At 55.6% G+C, this 21,076-nt stretch carries 21 protein-coding genes and 7 tRNA genes; 17 read left to right on the forward strand and 11 right to left on the reverse strand.

What is annotated here, in order from left to right; genetic code table 11:
• The first annotated feature begins 61 nt into the window (after nt 1–61).
• Nucleotides 62–1,999 (forward strand): 1-deoxy-D-xylulose-5-phosphate synthase, encoded by a 1,938-nt coding sequence (gene dxs / locus JMN37_RS01090; RefSeq protein WP_071572572.1) that lies wholly within the window; start codon nt 62–64, stop codon nt 1,997–1,999.
• A gap of 12 nt (nt 2,000–2,011) precedes the next feature.
• Here dxs and JMN37_RS01095 read toward each other — a convergent pair whose 3' ends face one another.
• Together JMN37_RS01095 and JMN37_RS01100 are read right to left on the reverse strand one after the other, a co-directional pair.
• Nucleotides 2,012–3,208, reverse strand: coding sequence for an HRDC domain-containing protein (locus JMN37_RS01095; RefSeq protein ID WP_252930842.1), 1,197 nt, complete (start codon nt 3,206–3,208; stop codon nt 2,012–2,014).
• Between the two features lie 17 nt (nt 3,209–3,225).
• Complete coding sequence (locus JMN37_RS01100; protein ID WP_256472553.1) at nt 3,226–3,813, reverse strand: DUF3000 domain-containing protein; 588 nt, start codon at nt 3,811–3,813, stop codon at nt 3,226–3,228.
• A 177-nt stretch (nt 3,814–3,990) separates the two neighbouring features.
• Between JMN37_RS01100 and hemQ the strand changes: the two genes are divergently transcribed.
• Entirely contained in the window at nt 3,991–4,692 is a 702-nt protein-coding gene (hemQ, locus tag JMN37_RS01105; RefSeq protein ID WP_071572574.1) for a hydrogen peroxide-dependent heme synthase, read from the forward strand.
• Between the two features lie 55 nt (nt 4,693–4,747).
• Here hemQ and msrB read toward each other — a convergent pair whose 3' ends face one another.
• From msrB to JMN37_RS01120, 3 genes are read right to left on the reverse strand one after another with little or no spacing between them, the layout of a single operon-like run.
• On the reverse strand, nt 4,748–5,167 hold the full coding sequence (msrB, locus tag JMN37_RS01110) for a peptide-methionine (R)-S-oxide reductase MsrB (protein ID WP_070976779.1): 420 nt from the start codon (nt 5,165–5,167) through the stop codon (nt 4,748–4,750).
• Entirely contained in the window at nt 5,106–6,422 is a 1,317-nt protein-coding gene (locus JMN37_RS01115) for a glycosyltransferase family 87 protein (RefSeq protein WP_252930843.1), read from the reverse strand. Before JMN37_RS01115 ends, msrB begins: the two co-directional genes overlap by 62 nt.
• 23 nt (nt 6,423–6,445) lie before the next feature.
• Complete coding sequence (locus JMN37_RS01120) at nt 6,446–7,201, reverse strand: pyrimidine reductase family protein (protein ID WP_252930844.1); 756 nt, start codon at nt 7,199–7,201, stop codon at nt 6,446–6,448.
• A gap of 50 nt (nt 7,202–7,251) precedes the next feature.
• Here JMN37_RS01120 and JMN37_RS01125 point away from each other — a divergent pair, with 50 nt between their 5' ends.
• Together JMN37_RS01125 and JMN37_RS01130 are read left to right on the forward strand one after the other, a co-directional pair.
• A complete protein-coding gene (locus tag JMN37_RS01125) occupies nt 7,252–8,547 on the forward strand; it encodes a hypothetical protein (RefSeq protein ID WP_252930845.1) in 1,296 nt (431 codons plus the stop codon).
• On the forward strand, nt 8,537–9,511 hold the full coding sequence (locus tag JMN37_RS01130; RefSeq protein ID WP_252930846.1) for an asparagine synthase-related protein: 975 nt from the start codon (nt 8,537–8,539) through the stop codon (nt 9,509–9,511). The genes JMN37_RS01125 and JMN37_RS01130 overlap by 11 nt, the downstream gene beginning before the upstream one ends.
• A gap of 110 nt (nt 9,512–9,621) precedes the next feature.
• Here the strand turns inward: JMN37_RS01130 and JMN37_RS01135 are convergent.
• From JMN37_RS01135 to JMN37_RS01160, 6 genes are all read right to left on the reverse strand, one after another.
• Nucleotides 9,622–9,697, reverse strand: a tRNA-Gly gene (locus tag JMN37_RS01135).
• Between the two features lie 32 nt (nt 9,698–9,729).
• A tRNA-Val gene (locus tag JMN37_RS01140) sits at nt 9,730–9,801 on the reverse strand.
• 5 nt (nt 9,802–9,806) lie between these two features.
• Nucleotides 9,807–9,880: transfer RNA gene (locus JMN37_RS01145), tRNA-Cys, on the reverse strand.
• Nucleotides 9,881–9,909: 29 nt separating this feature from the next.
• Nucleotides 9,910–9,985: transfer RNA gene (locus JMN37_RS01150), tRNA-Gly, on the reverse strand.
• 32 nt (nt 9,986–10,017) lie between these two features.
• Nucleotides 10,018–10,089: transfer RNA gene (locus tag JMN37_RS01155), tRNA-Val, on the reverse strand.
• 18 nt (nt 10,090–10,107) lie between these two features.
• Nucleotides 10,108–10,183 (reverse strand) — tRNA-Gly (locus tag JMN37_RS01160).
• A gap of 211 nt (nt 10,184–10,394) precedes the next feature.
• Between JMN37_RS01160 and JMN37_RS01165 the strand changes: the two genes are divergently transcribed.
• The 13 genes from JMN37_RS01165 (at nt 10,395) to ruvA (ending at nt 21,068) form a co-directional block, all read left to right on the forward strand.
• Nucleotides 10,395–10,466: transfer RNA gene (locus JMN37_RS01165), tRNA-Val, on the forward strand.
• A 132-nt stretch (nt 10,467–10,598) separates the two neighbouring features.
• Nucleotides 10,599–11,171 (forward strand): copper resistance CopC family protein, encoded by a 573-nt coding sequence (locus JMN37_RS01170; RefSeq protein WP_070362364.1) that lies wholly within the window; start codon nt 10,599–10,601, stop codon nt 11,169–11,171.
• 42 nt (nt 11,172–11,213) lie between these two features.
• Nucleotides 11,214–11,843 carry a copper chaperone PCu(A)C gene (locus tag JMN37_RS01175; protein ID WP_252930848.1) on the forward strand — a complete coding sequence of 210 codons (630 nt, stop codon included), beginning with the start codon at nt 11,214–11,216 and terminating at the stop codon, nt 11,841–11,843.
• Between the two features lie 15 nt (nt 11,844–11,858).
• Nucleotides 11,859–13,073, forward strand: a complete 1,215-nt coding sequence (locus JMN37_RS01180) for a Dyp-type peroxidase (RefSeq protein WP_252930849.1) — start codon at nt 11,859–11,861, stop codon at nt 13,071–13,073.
• Nucleotides 13,074–13,201: 128 nt separating this feature from the next.
• Nucleotides 13,202–15,271, forward strand: coding sequence for a threonine--tRNA ligase (gene thrS / locus JMN37_RS01185; RefSeq protein ID WP_252930850.1), 2,070 nt, complete (start codon nt 13,202–13,204; stop codon nt 15,269–15,271).
• A gap of 20 nt (nt 15,272–15,291) precedes the next feature.
• A complete protein-coding gene (locus JMN37_RS01190; protein WP_252930851.1) occupies nt 15,292–15,843 on the forward strand; it encodes an ATP adenylyltransferase in 552 nt (183 codons plus the stop codon).
• A 4-nt stretch (nt 15,844–15,847) separates the two neighbouring features.
• Nucleotides 15,848–16,501, forward strand: a complete 654-nt coding sequence (gene pgsA, locus JMN37_RS01195; RefSeq protein ID WP_070362369.1) for a phosphatidylinositol phosphate synthase — start codon at nt 15,848–15,850, stop codon at nt 16,499–16,501.
• Nucleotides 16,502–16,514: 13 nt separating this feature from the next.
• Nucleotides 16,515–17,417: a phosphatidylinositol mannoside acyltransferase gene (locus JMN37_RS01200; protein WP_070477186.1), complete on the forward strand. Its 903-nt coding sequence runs from the start codon at nt 16,515–16,517 to the stop codon at nt 17,415–17,417.
• A complete protein-coding gene (locus JMN37_RS01205; RefSeq protein ID WP_252930898.1) occupies nt 17,414–18,511 on the forward strand; it encodes a glycosyltransferase family 4 protein in 1,098 nt (365 codons plus the stop codon). The genes JMN37_RS01200 and JMN37_RS01205 overlap by 4 nt, the downstream gene beginning before the upstream one ends.
• Nucleotides 18,508–18,960: a hypothetical protein gene (locus JMN37_RS01210; protein WP_070477014.1), complete on the forward strand. Its 453-nt coding sequence runs from the start codon at nt 18,508–18,510 to the stop codon at nt 18,958–18,960. Before JMN37_RS01205 ends, JMN37_RS01210 begins: the two co-directional genes overlap by 4 nt.
• Before the next feature lie 103 nt (nt 18,961–19,063).
• Nucleotides 19,064–19,816 (forward strand): YebC/PmpR family DNA-binding transcriptional regulator, encoded by a 753-nt coding sequence (locus JMN37_RS01215; RefSeq protein WP_070362373.1) that lies wholly within the window; start codon nt 19,064–19,066, stop codon nt 19,814–19,816.
• A 106-nt stretch (nt 19,817–19,922) separates the two neighbouring features.
• Nucleotides 19,923–20,453 (forward strand): crossover junction endodeoxyribonuclease RuvC, encoded by a 531-nt coding sequence (gene ruvC, locus JMN37_RS01220; RefSeq protein ID WP_070362374.1) that lies wholly within the window; start codon nt 19,923–19,925, stop codon nt 20,451–20,453.
• A gap of 3 nt (nt 20,454–20,456) precedes the next feature.
• Nucleotides 20,457–21,068 (forward strand): Holliday junction branch migration protein RuvA, encoded by a 612-nt coding sequence (ruvA, locus tag JMN37_RS01225; protein ID WP_070477015.1) that lies wholly within the window; start codon nt 20,457–20,459, stop codon nt 21,066–21,068.
• Nucleotides 21,069–21,076 lie beyond the last annotated feature (8 nt).

Raw genomic sequence — 21,076 nt, forward strand, 5'->3', positions numbered from 1 at the left:
CGCCCCGCAAGGTGTAAACTAGCGTCAACTATTGCTTGTTCTAAAGGAGAAGTAGAGGACCGTGGGACTGATAGGTAAACTCAATTCGCCAGCGGATTTGAAGTCGTTGGCGCCTGGGGAATTATCAGATCTCGCTGATGAAGTACGCCAGTTTTTAATTGAGAAGGTGTCAGCAACGGGAGGTCACCTGGGGCCGAACCTCGGCGTTGTCGAGTTGACAATTGCACTGCATTACGTATTCGACTCGCCAACGGAACCGGTCGTTTTTGATACCTCTCACCAGTCGTACGTGCATAAAATTCTGACCGGGCGTGCTGGTCAGTTTGATTCCTTGCGTCAGAAAGACGGTCTTTCTGGCTATACCTCGCGCTCGGAGTCGGAACATGATTGGACTGAGTCATCGCACGCGAGTGCTTCGCTTTCAATTGCAGATGGCTTAGCGAAAGCCAAGTACATTCAGGGCAAGGGCGACGAAAATGTTGTCGCCGTCGTCGGTGACGGTGCACTGACAGGTGGGATGTGCTGGGAAGCGCTGAACAACATTGCAGCCGCAGAACGCAACGTAGTCATAGTCGTAAATGACAATGGTCGCTCGTATTCGCCAACTATTGGTGGTTTTGCGAACAACCTGACTCGCCTTCGTGATCAGCTCGCAGCTTTGCGCATGAAACCCGGCTACGACGACGTAATGGAATCCGGTAAGAAGACCCTCAAGTCGATGGGTTGGGTCGGAGAACGGACGTTTGAAGCGCTTCATGCGCTGAAAGAAGGAGTGAAGGCCCAGGTTATCCCAACAGAGATGTTCCCAGAGCTGGGGATGAAGTACGTTGGGCCAGTAGAAGGTCACGACCTCACGGCGTTGCTAAGCGCTTTCGAGTACGCGAAGACCTACGAGGGGCCCTTGATTGTGCATGTTGTGACTGAGAAAGGCCACGGCTTCGCCCCCGCAGTTAACAACATCGCCGACCAAATGCACTCCACTGGTGCGATTGACCCTGTTACAGGAGAAACTCTGAAGAAGTCCAAGCCAGGGTGGACATCAATTTTCACCGAGGAACTTCTCGACGCCGCTAGGACTCGACGTGACATTGTCGCAATCACGGCCGCTATGGCTGGGCCGACAGGCCTTGCACCGTTCGCAGAGGAATTTCCTGATAGATTTTTTGATGTCGGTATTGCGGAGCAGCATGCGATTGCCTCTGCCAGCGGGCTTGCTCTCGGGGGACTGCACCCCGTTGTCGCGGTCTACTCCACATTTTTGAACCGAGCTTTCGATCAGCTCCTGATGGACGCAGCACTTATCAAGCAGCCGTTGACTGTAGTGCTCGATAGAGCGGGCGTCACTGGTACGGACGGCGCAAGCCACAACGGCGTGTGGGATATGGCGCTGACGTCGATCGTCCCAAATATTCGTGTCGCGGCGCCTCGCGATCCGCAGCAGCTAAGGGAACTGTTTAGGGAAGCTTTGACTGTTAAGGACGGGCCAACTGTCGTCCGCTTCCCTAAGGGGAACGTCGGCGAGAACCGAGCAGCTATTAAGCGGCTTCCAGGAGGCGTCGATATTCTTCGAGAGCCATCATCGACTGCGCAGAATGATGAAAGTGACCAGACAGTTGATGTGTTGATTGTTGCAGTGGGAGTTTTTGCGGATTCGGCACTACGGGTCGCTGAACGATTGGAATCGGACAATGTTCGAGTTACCCTGGTAGATCCTCGTTGGGTTGTGCCTGTTTCCCCTGATATTCTCGAGCTTGCGGTTGAGTCCGATCTTGTCGTGGTGTATGAAGACGGGATCGTGCATGGAGGCGTTGGTTCAGCAATTGCAGAAGCGTTGTCCTACGCTGAAATCGACACACCGCTGCGGCATATTGCATTTCCTCAGGTGTTCCCAGAGCACGCTTCCCGGGAACAGATCTTTGAAGAATTCGGTATGGACGAGTCAGCTGCGACGAAAAAGATTCGCGAGTGGGTACGCGGCCTTGAGGACCGCGATCAATAAGGCACTCGCTGCCTAGCGGCGAGGTTCCGGCTGTTCCGCCACGAAAATAGGTGCTAGGAAGTCTATTTGCCATTCGCGCAGTCCCATCTGCTTGAGCAGGGGACGGGTGTATTCCATTGGCCAATCTAGACGTTCGTGGAAGGCGGTCCATATGGTCCGTTCGAGGACCTTGTTCGTCAAAATCAGCTCTTTGCGGATCTTAAGAGTCTCGGCGATTTCGGCGACCCGATTGTTTATGTTTTGTCGCGTACGTAGCGCCACTTTGTTGTGCCTTGTCCACTCCCAAATGCTTTTCCTAGTAGGTAAGCGAAGTTGTTCCCTCAGCGCGGTTTCAAATGGGGATAACAGCGCATCATGGATTGTCTCGAGCCAGAAGTATGGATAGGTGGTGAGCGCATGGGTTGCACCGTCAAACGCCAGCAATTCGTCAACGGTCGTTGGGCGGGACTGAGCCAGTGGTACCAGCATCTTGTTCGGAAGTACTAATCCCGGAGCTATGTCTTGGTCGTAGGCAAAACAATCGCGAGCATCCCAAAGCCACTTCGTCAAAGTGAGCTCGAGATCCGACAATTTGTCCGAAACCTGGGGTATATCGAGCCAAGAATGTTTCTTTACCCCCGGGTTTGAACGCGTAGCTACCAAATGAGCAAATTCTTGATTCGCGTATTCAAGTTTGCCTTGCATATCGAGGAGGTGTACTAAGGCCTGTTCAAGGTGGGGCAGGTAAATAACGTCCTGCGCTGCGTACTCGAGCATTGAGTCAGTCAGTGCTGTCTGTGACCAATCGGCATCGCCGTGCTGCTTGGGAAGTGAGACTTGGCAAAACTTCTTTACCAACACGCCAAGTTTGGTTGCTGGGTAGCCTGCAAATCGTGCTGCAAGTTCGGTATCGAAAATAGTGGACGGGCGTAATCCTAATTGCGCGAGACACGGTAGATCCTCTCTCGCCGCGTGTATTACCCACTCCTGATCATTGCAGACTGGTGCAAAGTACTGTTCGAACTCGTCTCGATAGTGCTCAGGGGCAATGAGGAACGTTCCCGCGTCTTTGCGGTAGATCTGCACGAGGAATGCTCGGTCATCGTAGCGGTACGCGCCGGCTCGTTCGGTATCGATACAAAAAGGACCAAGTCCTTCGGCTAATTGATCAGCTACCTCGGCAAACTGCGATGGATGATCGACAAAGGTGTAGGACAAATTCACTTCCATGCGTACACATACTAATGCTACGAAATAGTTCGCACACCTTCGGGTGGCAGACCCGCCACTAAACTGAGGACATTTGCAAACGCTTCCACATGCGATGACAGATCAATTCCTTCAGCTGTCCAAGATGCGCGCATCTCCAATTGGTACGCCCGCGGAGGGCCGCCAATCTCCCCGTAGCGGACGGAAGCTGTGGAGGTTACCGTACCTCCAAGGTTGGTAAACCCGGCCCCATTGCCATCGAGCGACTCGTTAAGCCACTGCCATGCCACATCGGGGAGAAGTGGATCCGCCGCGACAGCATCGTCCATATCTGCCTGGATATAGGCGACTAGTCGCATTGAACCCTCCCAGGCCTCTTCGGCGTCGGGGGAATGAAGCAGGATGAGGCGACCGAACGCGTCACCTTGGTCTGGCTTGGTCTGGATAACCTCAAGCCCAACGGCGTGGCTAAACGGTGCAGGCCGCTGAGGAGGCCGAATGGTACCGATGGAGATTTCTGGGCGCACTTGAGCCTTATGCATCGATTCGACCGCTGCGGTGAACTCCGCAGGAGTCGACGCGCTCTCGCTTGGGGAGGTGGTATCCGAGTTTATCACGCCAACCAAGCTAATGAGGATGCGGCTTTGAGGGGGCGAGGCGCGCCGTATATTGGTTGGCAAGATTCAGCGTTTGCAGCGAAGTGTACACTGAACTAGTACTTTCGTTTGATGTATGTTTTTATAGCGACGGTTGGTCGCCTTGGCATCCAACGTGTTTCCGTGAATCTCAGAAGGAGAGTTTAAATGGCGAAGCTTGACTACGAAAAGCTGAACGCAACCCAGCGCTACCTGCAGTACGCGGTATTTCGTGCGATCCCAGGTGCACTTGGTACCGAGCGCGACGAAGTTATCGCAGAAGCAGAAAAGTTCTTTGAGCAGCTCAAAGAGGAAGGGAAAGTTGTCGTACGTGGTATCTATGACAACACTGGTATTCGGGCTGACGCGGACTTCATGATTTGGTGGCATGCGGAGGAATTCGAGTACATCCAGGATGCACTCGCGCGATTCCGCCGTGACACTGCGTTCGGTCAGCTGTTGGAGGTTTCGTGGCTCGGTAATGGAATTCACCGCCCTGCGGAGTTCAACAAATCGCATCTTCCGAGCTTCATCATGGGGGAGGATCCGAAGGACTGGATTACGGTGTACCCATTCGTTCGTTCATACGACTGGTACGTAATGGAGCCTGAGAAGCGTCGCAAGATCCTAATGGAGCATGGCATGGCAGCACGCGACTATGCAGACGTTCGTGCCAACACCGTCGAGGCCTTTGTCCTTGGCGACTATGAGTGGATGCTTTCGTTCGAGGCGGACACGCTGGAGCGTATTGAGTCACTTATGAAGACGATGCGCTACACAGAAGCGCGCCTTCACGTCCGAGAAGAAATCCCGTTCCAGACCGGTCGCCGCGTCGCAAGCATTGCTGACATCATAAAGGTTCTGCCGTAGCTGGCATTGCGAAATCAAAAACTCCCTCAGCGCATCTCGGCGCTGGGGGAGTTCTTTAATCGTCCTTTCTTGGGGCATCAAACTTCAGAGAAATTGAATTGATGCAGTATCTCTGATCGGTTGGTGTGTTGAAACCCTCACCCTCGAATACATGCCCCAGGTGGGAATGGCATTGAGCGCAAAGCACCTCAGTTCTTACCATCCCGAGAGAGTAATCGGCTCGCTTGATGACGGCGGCTTCGCTATCAGGAGCGTAGAACGCTGGCCACCCGCAGTGGGCGTCGAACTTCGTTGTAGAGCGGAACAACTCTGCGCCGCATGCGCGGCACACGTAGATGCCTTCTTCGAAATGATCGGTGTACTCACCAACTCCAGGTGCTTCGGTGCCGGCTTGCCGAAGTACACGGAATTCCTCAGGGGCGAGGTGAGCTTTCCACTCTGCTTCCGTCATCTGCTGAAAACGATTCTCTGTCATGAGGGTCTCTGTCGCCTTTCTTTGTTGTGAACACTGTTGTGAGTACCCAGGTGGCCGTCGATACGATGAACACAGCCCAACCCAATGTGGGGAGGAATGTAGTAATCCAGTTCCCGATGAGAGGGTTTCGAAGTGTCGTCCATTGTAACGGTGCAAGGCAGAAAAACAGTCCGATCCAGGGGCCGCTGGTGTGCATTGGGCTTCGTGCTGAAAGAACAGTGAAAGCCGCCGGGAAGAGCATCATCGAGTAGTAAGCCTGGCCGAGGGACGAGAGCAAACATACACCCGCGAGTAAAACCGTGGAGCTAAACGTGAGCCATAGGAGCTCGTCTGACCAGCGCCAGCGGGCAAGCCCCAGGACCGCTATAGCGACAGTGATGCCGAAAAAGACGAATAGTGCGTCGTAGAACTGCGTCGGAAAGCCAAAGTAAGTCGTGAAGCCGGCAAGCGATGAATTGGCATAGTCGCGGGTGATCTTTAGATAGGGGACGACGACATCGATGTAATCGCGGGCGCCCGGTGTCATTGGCCATGCGACAACGTTGAAGAGCACGGGAACTAGGACACTCGGTACGACGCAACGCCAGCGGAGTTGCATGAGTGGCAACACCACCAAGGGGGCAAACATCGGCTTGACCAGTATGGCGAGGCCTAGGCAGACGCCGGCTAACACAAAGCGCCTGTGAGTATAGCTATAGAGGAATACGGTAAAGAGGAGCAGCAATACACCATTGATGTTCGAAAAGACGAGTGTGTTTACAACTGACTCGGTGCAGAAACTGAGCACGATGCTGATAGGTAGCAGCGGGTGGCTCAGCGGTTTTCCACTGAGCTTCGTGAGGATTCCAAGTGCCGCAAGAATGGCGGCGGTGTTTACTAAAACAAAGAGTGGACGGATCAGCGAGGCGTCGTCAAACAGGCCCAAAGGTGAGAGCAGTAGCGTAGCTCCAGGATTGTAAAGATAGTGCGGATCGACGTGGTGATACACCTCGTTGTAGACGGGGACGCGCTCGACAAAGCGACGGGTGGCAGCCCACACGGTGGTGAAGTCGTCGGTCTGGGAGCCGTGCCTTGCAAGAACGGCAACTCGGTGGATGGTGAGCAGAAGTGCCAGTGGCCAGGCAGCTGCGTTAGCGGCGGTTTGTAGCGTGCGCGTTGCCGCTGTGGTGTGCGAGCCATTCTGTGGGGCAGGAGCGGTCCAGATGTTGTTCAGGCGCTGCGCCCAGGCGGGGGGAGTGTCTTGTGCGTACGTCACTTGCATAACAGTACCGAATGCAGTTACCCCTCGTGGGAAGCAGCAGTGCCCCACAGACGGTAGCGCACGAACATCGTCGAGTCCTCGCTCACCCGCACGTCTTCGAGCTCGAGCGGGGTGGCATAGTCTCCACCTCCGCCGAAGAGGGGCTTTTCTACCTTGCCTTGCAACGTAGGGTCGATGGTCAGGTGCAAAATGTCACCGAGCCCAGCAGTCAGGAGCATGTCGTAGAGTCCAGGTCCGCCCTCGCAAACGATGCGGTTAAAGCCCTGGGCGTGCAGGGCATCGATAATTGAGCGTGCAGTGCCATCGCCAGTGGACAGAATGCGGCCGCCCGCGTGCAGGAGTGCTTCTCGACGCTCGGCGAGCTCCGGATCGTCGACGTGGTGCTCCGGAGCGAGGAAAAGCGGAGGCACCTCCGTGTCGTAAAACAACTGTGTGTCCACGTCAAACTCGAAGCTTTCGGTGATGATCGCAAGCGGTGGGACCTCCGCCTGCCCGCGGGACCGACGTTCGGCCTTGTCCTCGTCGGTGCACTTGACTCCGAAGTAGTTTTCCGCCCGCGCGGTGCCTCCACCGACTAAGACAGCGTCGGACCACACACGCAGCAGGTTGAGCAGCGCGGCATCGATGGCGTTGCCAAGGGAGCGGGAGGTGCCATCGAGAGAGGCCGCGCCGGAAAGTGTCATGACCGCAAGCAGACGCAGTTCCGGGACTGAAGCGGGCAGCACAGTGCCCAGCAATTCAGCTGGTTCGAAAGTGTGGCTCGCGTCTATCATGGCGTCAAGCGTACACATCTGACTGCCAGGATTTTAAAAGGAGACAGCACGTGCTCGATCGTTTTCCGCTCGTGGAAGAGGCGCAGCGGGTATGGATAGGTGGCGAACACCCTGACCGGCTCTTCGCAGCGCTCTTTGACTCAGACGTGGCAGATGCCGACTGGAAACAGCAGGTCTGCGTACTTGCAGACGCGGTGTTTGGTGAGACCGTCTACCGTGAAATCGATGCGTTTGAAGCGATGTTCAACGCCGTGACCGACGCAACATGGAAGGCACGTGAGCGCTGCCTCGGTGAGCACAACGAGGAATGGCTTCGGCTGTTGCCGGAATGGGCAAGGCAGTCTCGCACTGCAGAGTTCGCGCTCATCCTTATCGAGCTGCAACTCCATCGCTTCAACTTCGACCACGATGGCATCCGGCGCGTACTCGATATGGCGAACGATGCGCCCCTGCGCTTCCACAACCTGTCGGTGACCGTCAACCTCAACCAGGTTTTTCTCACCTTCGCCAGGCTGCTCTCGGGTCGTAGGATTGACCCGCAGCACGTCTTCGACGCCGTGGGAGCCCCACTCAGCGACGGGAACGAGCATGCCGTTTCTCAGCTGGAACAAGTGCCACTGAAGCTCAAACATCTCATGCTCCACGGGCTGTGGCTCTATCCAGACACCGAGTATGGGGAGCAAATACTCGCCTTCTCTGAGGCAATCTTGCGCTATCACTCGCCAAACGACTACATCGCGCACTACCGGCGTGCCGAGGGATACCGCCGCATGGCAGCCATCGAAGCAGCACCACGCTCCGACGTGTTCTCGGGACACAGGGTTCGTTCCCGGGACGACTTTTACGCCGAGGCACTGCACTCTGTGCAGATGGCCATTAAGAACCTACCCGCGGATGCCACAGCGCTGCACGGGGAGTTCGTCTCCTACCGGATGATGATTGCCACCGAACGGCAGGTACAAAACTCCATTCAAGGACGTGTAGATGCAGAGCTTGCGCACGTCGGCGCCGAAGTAGAGCGGATGTCGGAGAGGATTGAAGCAGAGTCACGCAATAGTCTCTTACGGAGCATAGAGATTCTGTCTGTCTTCCTCGCTGTCATTGGGGTGCTGTCTTTCAACATCTCGCTCGCAGGGCTAGAACAGATTGGCACTTTTGAACGCTTCGGCCTGATCCTTACCACCGGGGTCATCCTGGGCGCATTCTCCTGGATGGTGCACGTGGCGGTCTACCGCCATACGCACGCCGAACCGGTGGTGATGAAAACGCGACGGAAACAAATACGAGAGCTGCAGCAGCGAATTGCAGCGCTTGAGGAAAGGACGAAAATTGGCTGTGACGGATAAAGGCTGCGAATACGTCGCCGACGAGCGCAGCATCGAGCCAGGTACATACGAGATCACCGAATATGCGCCAGCTAAACACGCTGTCGTCGACTACCTGCGTGCACGCCTCACAGCGGTGCTCGGGCGCTGGCCGGGGCGCCCCACTCTCATGCTCTCCGGCGGCGTCGACTCGATCCTCATCGCCGCGGTGCTCGCCCAACTGCGTACCGACGTCCTCGCGGTGACGTTCAGTCAAGACTCCTCGCAACAGGCAGCGGAGGAGACCAAGGTGGCGAGTGAGGTGGCCCGCGCACTCGGCTTCGAGCATCACGTCGTCGCCCCACGCGGGGAAGCGCTGGAGACGCTGCTCAAGGAAGCCATCGAGCGCCTCGACACCGTGGAACCTTGGGAAGTGCTCTCTGGGGCCATTTTGGTAGCCATCGACACGTGCAGGCAGGAGTATCATGCCGACGGCGCACTCATCACAGGGGCAGGTGCGGACGCACTGTTTCTCGGCGGAAAAACCATCGATACCGCAGCCGACAATTACCTCCAACTGTGGGATGACCAGGTACGCCGAGGGATCAAGGCAAACTTCACCAGGCAACGTTTCATCCCGGACTTCTACGAGCGCCTCATCGCAGACCCCGAGCGCCACATTCAGGTTTGGCAGACACACGAGGCAGTCGATCTCGCACTGCGCATCCACCCACGAGTCATCCGTGGGGCCGACATCGCACAAGACAAGGCGCTCTTCCGTCGCATCGCTGCAGACATGGGAATCAGTCCGGAACTCGTGCAGACCACGAAAAACCCGATGCAAGTCTCATCAGGAGGCGTAGACGCCATCGTCACGCTCGTACGGGAACAGCTGACGCGCCGGGCGGGGGAGAAGACGTACTCCGACCCGATGAGGGAACCGTTGGAGTTTACGGTGGCTCGCATGTTCCTCGAACAGCTGAAAACCCAGGCGCGCGGTGAGTAGGAGGGCCCACGTCCCTAGATATATGTGGGTCAGGGCACGCTGAAACCGCAGCGTCCAACCGATATGAGACAAACACACGCCCTCGGGAATCCCGGGGGCGTGAGCCTATGTGGAGCGGATGACGAGACTCGAACTCGCGACCCTCACCTTGGCAAGGTGATGCGCTACCAACTGCGCTACATCCGCATGCACATTTTGAAAAGAGCTGTGCGGCTCTGTGCGCGATACTGGGATCGAACCAGTGACCCCTACCGTGTCGAGGTAGTGCTCTACCGCTGAGCTAATCGCGCGAGGTTGGAGGTGGATACGGGAATCGAACCCGTGTACACGGTTTTGCAGACCGTTGCCTAACCACTCGACCAATCCACCGTGAGTACCTCCGAAGTACTGAAAGTACTTGGAGCGGATGACGAGACTCGAACTCGCGACCCTCACCTTGGCAAGGTGATGCGCTACCAACTGCGCTACATCCGCATGCACATTTTGAAAAGAGCTGTGCGGCTCTGTGCGCGATACTGGGATCGAACCAGTGACCCCTACCGTGTCGAGGTAGTGCTCTACCGCTGAGCTAATCGCGCAGAGTGTCTAAAGACACTTGGAGCGGATGACGAGACTCGAACTCGCGACCCTCACCTTGGCAAGGTGATGCGCTACCAACTGCGCTACATCCGCATGCTCTCCGGAAGCGGAACCTCCGTTGTGCGTGAACAAACATTATCTGTTGGCTCTAAGTTTTCCAAATCGCCAGCACAGGGCCGGTCTTGGCAGGTGCGTACGATGGTGAGGCGCTGGGTTGGCAGGGAAATTGCTGTTACTCGGTGAAAGTGTTGCTGTACTGCGGATTCGTTGAAGGAGTGGAGGGGGTGTAAAGTAGTTCGCGTTCGGTCCTATGGCTCAGTGGAAGAGCGTTCCGTTCACACCGGAAAGGTCGCTGGTTCGATCCCAGCTAGGACCACTGAATGCCCGCCTTGCGGGCATTTTCGCTTTCTATGGTCCGGCACTGGGCATGCTGGGGAACTAATCCGCCATTCGTTACGACTAATGTTGTACTGGTTTAAAGTCAGTTCATTTTGTAGGAGGGATCCGAATGTCCAAAGCGGGACAAAGGGTACAGCGAACGGCATGGGCTATATTGAGTGCCGTATGTGTAGCTTCTGCGTTGGCCGGATCAGCGGAGGCACATGATGCCGTTATTGGGGGAGATCCATCAAACGGGTCCGTGGTAGCCGAGTTTCCGAAAGAGCTGTCGTTGGAGTTCTCGGGTCAACCCCAGGAAGGCTTCAACACGTTCGCGCTGTCGCGGGTATCGGACAACGAGATCCTCTTTACTGGAGAGCCAGTGCTCGACGGACGATTTGTGTCCCTTGAACTTCCAGAGAAAGTTCGCGAATCTGGTGACAAAGTGCCAGGAGAGTACCGGATCGGATTTCAGATTGTCTCTTCAGATGGGCACGCCACTAAAGGGATGACAACGTTTACATATGCGCCGGAAGGTTCACAAGTTGTCGATGAAACTATGGAAGATTCCGTGCCAACCGGAGAAGTGAGCGGTTCTTCATCCAGTTCCTTTAGCTGGCTTTTTGTCGGCGGACTAATCCTGCTTCTTTTCGGTGCTGTAACGGCACTTTTACTGCGTCGCGGCTCCTTGAGCAAAGATTGAGCCAGTACATACACAAGTTTTTAGCAACGACTAAGGAGAAATATGAAAAACATTTGCACTGCAGCTATTTCGGCACTTGGTGTCGCCGCTCTTGCCCTGACGGCTTGCTCGCCATCGCAGGAAAACCCGTCGACATCTGCGCCAACCGCTGCAGAGACAACAACCGTGGAGTCCACTACGACTGCTGCTCCAGACAATGACAAGCTTCAGGGCGAAGGCGATATCCGCGTTGAGTCCGCGGCTATTCGTGCGAAAGCAGAAGCAGGCGCGGAAGACGGAAAGTCCATGACCGGGTTCTTCGGTACGCTGCACAACACCTCTGACAAGGACATTCACATCGTTGGCTTCACTACGTCACTCGGCGACGCCACCTACGAGATCCACGAGGTGGTAGATGGAGTCATGCGCGAGAAAGAAGGCGGCATCGAGATCCCCGCCGGTGGGACATATGAGCTCAAGCCTGGCGGTGACCACTTCATGATCATGGGCTTCGACCCTGCAATTCCGGCAGGCGACGTGGTCGATGTAACGCTTGAGTTCGCCGACGGAACCGAGGAGCAGATTCCAGACGTAGCCGTTCGCTCTATGCTTCCGGGTGACGAAGACTATGGTGAGCACGGGGAGCTCCAGGGGCACCAACATGGGTCCATGGGGGAAGGCCACAACCACTAATTGAAGGAAAGTCGAATGCCTGTCAACCGTCGTCATTTTCTCGCCGGGACTCTGAGTGTTGCTGCCGCCGGGGCAGCCACAGCTTGCGCGGAAAGCCGCGATGCTGTGGTGAATGCTCAGCAAGAGCCTGCGATAGACCTTGCCACAGCAACGGTTCCGTTTGACGGCATACACCAGGCAGGCATTTCGACGCCTCAACAGTCCTCACTAAATCTGATTGGTTTCAATTTTAAAGATGGCGTCGATAAGCCTGCGATTGCTCGATTGATGCGACTGTGGACTGAGGATGCCCGTGCGTTGACAGCCGGCGAAAACCCGTTGGCCAGCCTGGAACCAGAGATGACGGAACACCCCGCAAACCTCACCATTACCGTGGGGTTGGGAGAGAAGTTTTTTGATATCGCCGCGCCTGAGAGCAAACCGTCGTGGCTCCACGACATTCCGGCGCTCTCGCGAGACGAGCTTTCACGGAAGTGGGGCCAGACTGACGTGGTGTTGCAGATTTGCTCAGATGACCCACTGATGTGCGCATGGGCGATGCGTCATATGGTGCGAGCTGGCGTCGATTATGTAGCTACCGCGTGGGTGCAGCAAGGGTTCATGAATAACCCTGCTGTACACCGCGAAGGAACCACGCCACGGAATCTCTTTGGGCAGATTGATGGCACGGTAAACCCTCACATTGATGAGGAATACGACGCCCAGGTGTGGGCAAAAGGCGCTGCAGAGTTTGAAGGTGGAACGTCGATGGTGGTTCGTCGAATAGCGATGAACCTTGACACCTGGGAAATGCTCGACCGGACATCCCGTGAAGAGGCCGTCGGGCGCAGGCTAGACAACGGAGCACCCCTTTCGGGCGGCGAAGAGTTCACTCCGGTAGATCTGGAAGCGCGGGACGAATATGGCCTGCCAAAGGTCGATAGAAACTCGCACGTTGCCAGGTCAATGGCGCCTGAAGGGCACCCGGAGCAGAAATTTAAACGGCGCCCTTATAACTACAATTTGCCGCCTGAGCCTGGGCAAGAACAGCTGTCCAACGCTGGCTTAGTGTTCATTGCATTTCAGGAAAACCCAGATACGCAATTCACTCCGGTCCTCAAAAGGCTCGATGAGGCTGACCGACTGAATGAATGGATCACGCACATTGGTTCGGCGGTGTACTGGATACCACCGGGCACGCAGGCGCAAGATGGTGCTCCGAGTTTCTGGGCCGAGTCACTACTCGCGTAGTGAACGCGGTATGATTTTTGCCATGTTTGCCGACCTCAATATTTAAAGGTTCCGGCGAGCTTGTACGAATCCAGCTGGGTGCGTCCAGGTATGACGTACCTCATTGAAGCGCAAAGGAGCGCACGAACATGACGAATAACGACCAAACCCACCATGCAGCCCAGGCCTTCACGGTCCCGGCGAACACTCCTGCCGGGGTTGCGATGCGCGAATTGTCGCTGCCGAATAAGGGCCCGGAGGCGGTTGTCTGCGTGCAGTCTGAAGACGGGTCGTTGAAGGACCTGTCATTTACGCCGGATGTAGACACCACAGTAACTCCAGTCACCGCGAACACTGAGCTGGGTCGGTCCGTGATTCGCCACTCGTGTGCTCACGTGTTGGCGCAAGCAGTGCAGATTGAGTTTCCGGGGACGAAGTTAGGAATTGGGCCAGCCATTGAGGGTGGCTTCTACTACGACTTCGACGCGGCTGAACCGTTCACACCAGAAGACTTGAAGCTGCTCGAGCGCCGCATGAAGAAGATCATCAAGCAAGGCCAGAAGTTTGTTCGTGGAGTCTACCCGTCGGCTGAGGCTGCAGCAGAGGACCTAGCTGATGAGCCGTACAAGCTTGAGCTCGTGCAGGACAAAGGAAACGTGGACCCTGACTCGGACGAAGCAACTGAAGTCGGCCACGGAGAGCTCACCCACTACGACAATGTGAATCCACGGACGAATGAAGTCGAGTGGCGCGATCTGTGCCGCGGGCCTCACGTGCCAACTACTAAGTACATTCCGGCGTTCGCACTGACACGTTCGTCAGCTGCGTACTGGCGTGGCAACCAGAATAACGCCGGGTTGCAGCGTATTTACGGCACCGCCTGGGAGTCGAAAGAAAAGCTCGATGAGCACATGTTGATGCTTGCAGAAGCAGAGAAGCGTGACCACCGTCGTCTTGGCAATGAGCTCGATCTTTTCTCCTTCCCGGAGGAAGTTGGGTCTGGTTTGCCAGTATTCCACCCGGATGGAGGAATTATCCGGATGGTGATGGAGGAACACTCCCGCCAGCGTCACCTCGAGGCAGGCTATTCATTCGTCAACACCCCACACTTGACGAAGGGTGAGCTCTTCGAAAGATCTGGCCACCTGGACTGGTACGCCGACGGCATGTACCCACCGATGCAGCTCGACGGCGAGACCGACGACGAAGGCAATGTGACCAAACAGGCAGTCGATTACTACGTCAAGCCTATGAACTGCCCTATGCACAACCTCATCTTCGATTCACGTGGACGCTCGTACCGTGAATTGCCACTGCGACTATTCGAGTTTGGTACCGTGTACCGCTACGAAAAGTCCGGCGTGGTGCATGGCCTGACTCGTGCACGCGGTTTTACTCAGGACGATGCCCATATCTACTGCACTGAGGAACAGCTTGAAGATGAGCTGACGAGTGTGTTGGAGTTCATTATTTCTCTGCTCAGAGACTATGGGCTTGATGATTTCTACCTGGAGTTGTCCACCAAGGATCCCGAGAAGTACATCGGTGATGATGATATCTGGGAGCGTTCAACGAGCATCCTAGAATCAGTTGCTACCAAGTCTGGGCTCGAGCTTGTTCCGGACCCAGCAGGTGCAGCGTTCTACGGTCCAAAGATTTCCGTACAGGCTCGCGACGCCATCGGTCGTACCTGGCAGATGTCCACGGTTCAGCTCGACTTCAACCTGCCTGAGCGTTTCGATCTTGAGTACACATCCTCAGACGGAAGCAAGAAGCGACCAGTCATGATTCACCGTGCACTCTTTGGATCAATTGAGCGATTCTTCGGCGTGCTGCTTGAGCACTACGCCGGTGCATTCCCGGCTTGGCTGGCACCGCACCAGGTTGTAGGTATCCCCGTTGCTGACGATTTCGCTGGACACCTTGACGGCATCATCCAGCAGCTGCGGGCACGCGGCATCCGAGCTGAGGTCGACCATTCCGATGACAGGATGCAGAAGAAGATTCGGACGCACACCACTCACAAGGTTCCGTTCATGCTGCTCGCTGGCGCGCGTGATGTGGAGGCAAACGCTGTAAGCTTCCGCTTCCTCGACGGCACCCAAATTAATGGAGTCGGCGTCGACGAGGCTGTCGAGCTTATCACCAACTGGGTGGACGAAAAGTTCAACGAACAACCAACGAAAGAGCTGGTTGAACAGCGCCAGGCTGACCAGTAGAAGTAGAGAGGCGCTCAGAAATGTATGAGGACATTGGAGTTGGTACTCCAGACAGACTTCAGCGTCTTTGGGCGCCGTACCGTTCGAAGTACATCGCGTCAACGCCACGCGATGAGAAGGGGTCAAGTGAGCCTTTCGTGAATATTCCTTCGATGAGCGATGAAGAGGGGCTCATCGTGGCTCGAGGGGAGACCGTCTACGCGGTGCTGAACCTTTATCCGTATAACGCTGGGCATATTTTGGTCGTGCCTTACCGTAAGGTGGCGGAGATTGAAGCCCTGACTGCGGGGGAATTAGCCGAGCTTATGAGGTTCGTAACGCTCGCAGTGAAAACGCTCAAGGCGGTATCAGACCCCGAAGCGATAAACGTTGGCATGAATTTAGGCAGGGCCTCCGGAGGCTCTATCGGAGATCACCTACACGTGCATGTGGTCCCGAGGTGGGCAGGGGACTCAAATTTTATGACAGTCATCACTGGCACCAAGGTGCTTCCGCAGTTGCTGCGTGAAACGCGCCAACTATTAGCAGAGAGCTGGAAAGAAGTGGCGGCTCAACAGACTGGAGGGGAGTAGGCAGATGCTCAGTGTTCATGGACGAAAGCCTGCTGCTGTTGTCGTAGAACCGGTCGCCACTGCATTGCTTAAAGCTGGTCTAACACCGAATTGGACAACGCTTGGTGGAACAGCGCTCACTGTGTTGGTAGCCGTCGTGCTCATTCCAACTGACCATCTTGTTTTGGCAGCTATTCTGAGTGGCCTTTTCGCGGCTTTTGACATGGTGGATGGCACGATGGCCCGTCTCCGCGGGGGAGGGACTGCTTTCGGAGCTACGCTTGACGCAAGTTGTGACAGGATTACTGACGGAGCGCTCTTCGGTGCCATCGTGTTCTGGCTGGTGTACGTAGATCAAGCTTCTCCGGCGCATGTCGCAGTTTGCCTTGCGGTACTAGTACTCTCCCAGGTGATTAGTTACGTAAAGGCGCGCGCGGAGGCCGGGGGGATCAAGATTGTTGGAGGGCTGGTTGAGCGACCTGAGCGTCTTCTCATCGCGCTTGTCGCGCTGGGGTTGGAAGGCTTCGGCGTGCCGTACGCCATTGAATGCGGGCTTTGGCTGCTGTTTTTCGGCTCGATATATACGGTTGCGCAGCGACTCGTTATTGCAGCGAAGGATCCTGCATCCAAGCGGCAGATTGCCGCGCCAGCAGGAGCTAAAACGTTTGGGTCGCGCTAGGACCGAAGCACGCATGCACACGTTCAAAGATGAGTGCGTATATCGCAGCTACTGGATGGGGTGGAAGCTGCTATCAATGCTGCCCTACAGTATCGCCTACCGTCTGATGATGTTCGTCGCCGACATTTACTCTCGCAATGGGAGGTTACCGGAGCAACTTCGTAAGAATCTCTCGCGTGTGGTTGGACCTGAGAACGTCACGCGTTCGCTTGTGAAGAACTCGATGCGGTCATACATGCGGTATTGGCTCGAGGTCTTTTGCCTGCAGAAAGTAATCTCGAACGAACGGTTTCACAAGCAATTCTCTGCATCGATACAAGGAATTGAGCATCTGGAGTATGCGATTCAACAAGGCAAGGGTGTAGTACTCGCATTACCACACTCGGGGAACTGGGATCTTGCGGGCGCATGGCTTGCTCACCGATACGGGAGCTTTTCGACGGTCGCGGAGCGGGTAGAGCCCGAAGAGCTCTACGATGCGTTTTTGGAATTTCGACGTGGGTTAGGAATCCAGGTGATTCCTTCGCGTGGTGCGTCGAGACCTCCAATGCAGCTCCTCGAGGAAGCTCTGTACAAACAGGGGATTGTCTGCTTGTTGGCAGATCGTGATCTCGGTGGGCACGGGGTGCCGGTAGCATTTTTTGGAGAGCAGACGACAATGCCCGCCGGTCCGGCAGTATTAGCGGAGAAAACCGGTGCGACACTGCTCGCAGTGCACAATGCCTTTGAGCGTTCAGGCAGCATGGATGGGTGGGTGACTAGCGTATCGCCGCCGATTGTTGCAGATTCCGTAGAAGGTAAAGTGGAAAAGCTTGCGGGCTGGTTTGAGCGCGGAATCAAAAAGCACCCACAAGACTGGCATGTGCTTCAGCCGTTTTGGATCGCAGACCGGAAGAAAAAGGTAGCGAAGGGATGAAAATTGGTATCGTGTGCCCGTATTCTTTCGACGAACCAGGCGGGGTTCAAGCGCACATCCTTGACTTAGCTGAATCACTTTTGCGTCAAGGGCATGAAGTGAAAGTGCTCGGGCCTGCGCGTGATGACACGCCTCTTCCCGAGTTTGTAAAGAAAGGCGGGCGTTCGTTACCTATTCCGTATAACGGCTCTGTCGCGCGCCTGGCGTTCGGCCCTAAAGTTTTTACGACTACTCGCGAATTCCTGTGTGATGGCGACTTTGATGTATTGCACATCCATGAGCCCAATTCTCCTAGCTATTCGCTCGCAGCGCTTATGTTGGCTTCGGGGCCGATCGTCGCTACATACCACACGTCTACAACTGGGTCTCGCATTTTGCAGCTTGCACTGCCGTTCTTGCGGAAATATTTAGAAAAGATCCGCGGGGGTATCGCAGTAAGCGAGCTTGCTCGGAGGTGGCAGGTTGAACAGATCGGGGCCGATCCAATCGTTATCCCGAACGGAGTGGACACTCGGAAGTTCGTAGCCGCCCGGAAGCTAGCGCCGTTGAGCTCCGTCAGGCCTGTTCGAATCGCATTCTTGGGGCGTATCGACGAGCCAAGAAAGGGGCTAACGCTGCTTCTCGAAGCGTTCGATCACCTTGAAGGACGAGTCGAACTCACGGTGATCGGAAGCGGGGAGCCTCGGCAGATTCCAGGAGTGAACTTCGTCGGTCGCGTAAGCGAGGAGGAAAAGGCGAGATTGCTGGGGGCGTCGGATATATTTGTCGCTCCGAACACTGGGGGCGAATCGTTTGGCATCATTCTCGTGGAAGCGATGGCTGCGGGCTGCGCTGTTGTGGCCAGTGATCTAGAGGCCTTTTCGCTGGTATGTGATGCAGAATCACCTGACCCTGCCGGGATTCTTTTTCCTGTAGGTGATGTTGCCGAGTTGACAAAGGCGTTACAGGCTTTGATTGACGACGCTGCTTTGCGCCTGGAGATGGGCAGAAGAGGGCAACTGCGAGCCGCGCAGTATGACTGGTCGACAGTGACTGCTCAGATTATGGCTGTATACGAAGCAGTAAGTGTTGGTGAGAAGGTGACACTCGCATGACAACTATCGCCCTAGTGGTGTTCGCAGCGGTAATCACGCTGCTGTTTGCCTGGGCATATTTCACTGCGCAACGGCTACACCGCCTCCATATCCGTCTCGACCGTTCACGCGACGCACTTCAAGCTGCGCTCGACCAACGCTGTGCTGTCATTGCCGCACTGTATCCGGAAATGCGCGAGGAGTGCCGGATCATCGAATCATTGCGTTTGACTCCAGTTGACGTAGAGGAACGACTTCAGTCCGAACAAGAAATGCGGAAACACATCGAGAGACAAGGGTCGATGCTTCCCGCTGATATTGACGCTGCAGATACACGTGTGGCAATTGCACTGCGGTTTTATAACGACGCTGTCAGCGATGTTCGTTCGCTACGGCTACGGCCCGCCGTAAGGCTTCTTCGATTGGGTGGGACCGCAGCCCTGCCAGCCTTCGCTTCGCTTTCCCTTTAGCGGCTGAACCTTGCTCGCGGTTCTGCAGCTCAACCTGTTCGGGCGTATAGTAGGTTGACGTTCAATTACCAATAGTCAACCGTTTTAAGCGAAGGGATACCGGATGTCTGGCCACTCAAAGTGGGCTACTACTAAACATAAGAAGGCCGCGAACGACGCAAAGCGTTCCAAGCTCTGGGCGAAACTGATCAAAGATATCGAGGTTGCAGCTCGCACTGGTGGCGGCGATCCAGCAGGCAACCCGACGCTTGATGACATGATCAAGAAGGCGAAGAAGGCGTCGGTCCCGAACGACAACATCGAACGTGCGCGTAAGCGTGGATCGGGCGAGGAAGCCGGCGGCTCTGACTGGGAGTCGGTGATGTACGAGGGGTACGGCCCGAACGGTGTCGCTCTGTTGATCGAGTGCCTGACGGATAACCGTAATCGAGCAGCGACTGAGGTTCGTACGGCAATGACCAGGAACGGCGGTAATCTTGGTGAAACCGGCTCTGTGGGCTACATGTTCAATCGCGTCGGTGTCGTCACGGTGGCGAAAGGGGAGCTCACCGAGGACGATGTGTTGATGGCGGTACTTGACGCTGGTGCAGAAGAAGTTAACGATCTTGGCGAAGAGTTTGAAGTTACCTGTCAGCCGACCGACCTTGCCGCAGTCCGCGAGGCGTTAGTGGAGGCCGGTATCGAGGTTGAGGGCTCTGAGCAGGACTTCCGTGCTGACGTGGAAGTTGAACTGGATGCATCTGCTGCTGAAAAGAATCTGAAGCTGATTGATGCCCTCGAAGACTCTGATGATGTACAGAATGTGTACTCGAACATGTCTATTCCTGACGAGATCGCAGCCGAGCTCGACTTGTAAGGCGTAGTCTGTTTTTCAACCACCATTCGTTGCGGCGAGTGGTGGTTCTTTTTCAGACTATGGTAGAACATATGTGCCAGTACAATATTCGGCGGAAGGAAGCGCGGTGAACCTCCAAGGTCTGAGGGTAATGGGCATAGATCCTGGTTTGACCCGATGCGGCCTTTCGGTAGTTCAAGCGGGGAGAGGGCGTCAGGTCATACCGATTGCCGTCGGTGTAGCGCGCACTCCTTCCGATGTGGAACTATCGGAGCGTTTATTGCGGATCTCGAAGTCGGTAAGCGACTGGATGGATGAGTATAAGCCCGACGTGGTTGCGATGGAGCGAATTTTCGAACGCAGTAACGTTTCCACCGTGATGCATACTGCCCACGCCGTCGGGGTAATGGTCCTCGCCGCTGCAGAGCGCGATATACCAGTGCACATGTATACGCCCTCAGAGGTAAAAAAGTCGGTTTCTGGTAATGGGCGTGCTGATAAGAAACAGATGACTACGATGATTACACGTATTCTTGGTCTGAGCGAGCCACCAAAGCCAGCAGATGCTGCAGACGCGTTGGCCATCGCTGTTTGCCATTGCTGGCGAGCCCCGTTGCTTGCCCGAGCTTCCGCTATTGAAAAACTGAGAAAGAACTAGTTCATGATTGATTCCCTCCACGGTGACGTCCTTTCGATTGGCCTCGATCATGCTGTTATTGGCTGCGGGGGCGTTGGGTATCGCTTTTTAGCGACGCCACCAACGCTCAGTCGCCTAACTCGTGGTGAGCATGCGGATGTAGTCACCAGTCTGGTGGTCCGCGATGACGGTATGACCTTGTATGGGTTCGCGGATGAGGACTCGCGGTCTATGTTTCACAAGCTTCAAACCGTGAGTGGGCTAGGGCCAAAGCTGGCGATGGCAGCACTGGCAGTCTTTGGGCCTGGGGAACTGGCCGAATTGATTTCCAGCGGTGATGCGAAGAAGATTCAAACAATTCCTGGCGTCGGTAAGAAGATGGCAGAACGAATCGTGTTGGAGCTGAAAGATAAGGTTGTCGGCTTGTTTGAAACGGGCAGCGAAGCGAGCCACGGAGCAACGGCTCCGGCTGCTTCAGACTCAGGCATCAGTGAGCAGATTGTAGAAGCACTGGTTGGGCTTGGATTTACCGAGCGTAGTGCACGGACTGTCGTCGAACCTCTCGTTGCGGAACAACCGGATACTGATCCATCGAATCTGTTGCGCGAAGCGCTGAAGACGCTATCGAAAAAGTAGGTGGGGTT

The organism is Corynebacterium lipophilum, from assembly GCF_024102595.1.
GTDB classification, from domain to species: Bacteria; Actinomycetota; Actinomycetes; order Mycobacteriales; family Mycobacteriaceae; genus Corynebacterium; species Corynebacterium pseudogenitalium.

Bases quoted from the DNA above. Each gene is read 5' to 3' on its own strand.
- JMN37_RS01095 (WP_252930842.1), bottom strand. From the start codon at position 3,208: ATGGAAGTGAATTTGTCCTACACCTTTGTCGATCATCCATCGCAGTTT.
- hemQ (WP_071572574.1), top strand. From the start codon at position 3,991: ATGGCGAAGCTTGACTACGAAAAGCTGAACGCAACCCAGCGCTACCTG.
- msrB (WP_070976779.1), bottom strand. From the start codon at position 5,167: ATGACAGAGAATCGTTTTCAGCAGATGACGGAAGCAGAGTGGAAAGCT.
- JMN37_RS01120 (WP_252930844.1), bottom strand. From the start codon at position 7,201: ATGATAGACGCGAGCCACACTTTCGAACCAGCTGAATTGCTGGGCACT.
- JMN37_RS01170 (WP_070362364.1), top strand. From the start codon at position 10,599: ATGTCCAAAGCGGGACAAAGGGTACAGCGAACGGCATGGGCTATATTG.
- JMN37_RS01175 (WP_252930848.1), top strand. From the start codon at position 11,214: ATGAAAAACATTTGCACTGCAGCTATTTCGGCACTTGGTGTCGCCGCT.
- JMN37_RS01180 (WP_252930849.1), top strand. From the start codon at position 11,859: ATGCCTGTCAACCGTCGTCATTTTCTCGCCGGGACTCTGAGTGTTGCT.
- thrS (WP_252930850.1), top strand. From the start codon at position 13,202: ATGACGAATAACGACCAAACCCACCATGCAGCCCAGGCCTTCACGGTC.
- JMN37_RS01190 (WP_252930851.1), top strand. From the start codon at position 15,292: ATGTATGAGGACATTGGAGTTGGTACTCCAGACAGACTTCAGCGTCTT.
- pgsA (WP_070362369.1), top strand. From the start codon at position 15,848: ATGCTCAGTGTTCATGGACGAAAGCCTGCTGCTGTTGTCGTAGAACCG.
- JMN37_RS01200 (WP_070477186.1), top strand. From the start codon at position 16,515: ATGCACACGTTCAAAGATGAGTGCGTATATCGCAGCTACTGGATGGGG.
- JMN37_RS01205 (WP_252930898.1), top strand. From the start codon at position 17,414: ATGAAAATTGGTATCGTGTGCCCGTATTCTTTCGACGAACCAGGCGGG.
- JMN37_RS01210 (WP_070477014.1), top strand. From the start codon at position 18,508: ATGACAACTATCGCCCTAGTGGTGTTCGCAGCGGTAATCACGCTGCTG.
- JMN37_RS01215 (WP_070362373.1), top strand. From the start codon at position 19,064: ATGTCTGGCCACTCAAAGTGGGCTACTACTAAACATAAGAAGGCCGCG.
- ruvA (WP_070477015.1), top strand. From the start codon at position 20,457: ATGATTGATTCCCTCCACGGTGACGTCCTTTCGATTGGCCTCGATCAT.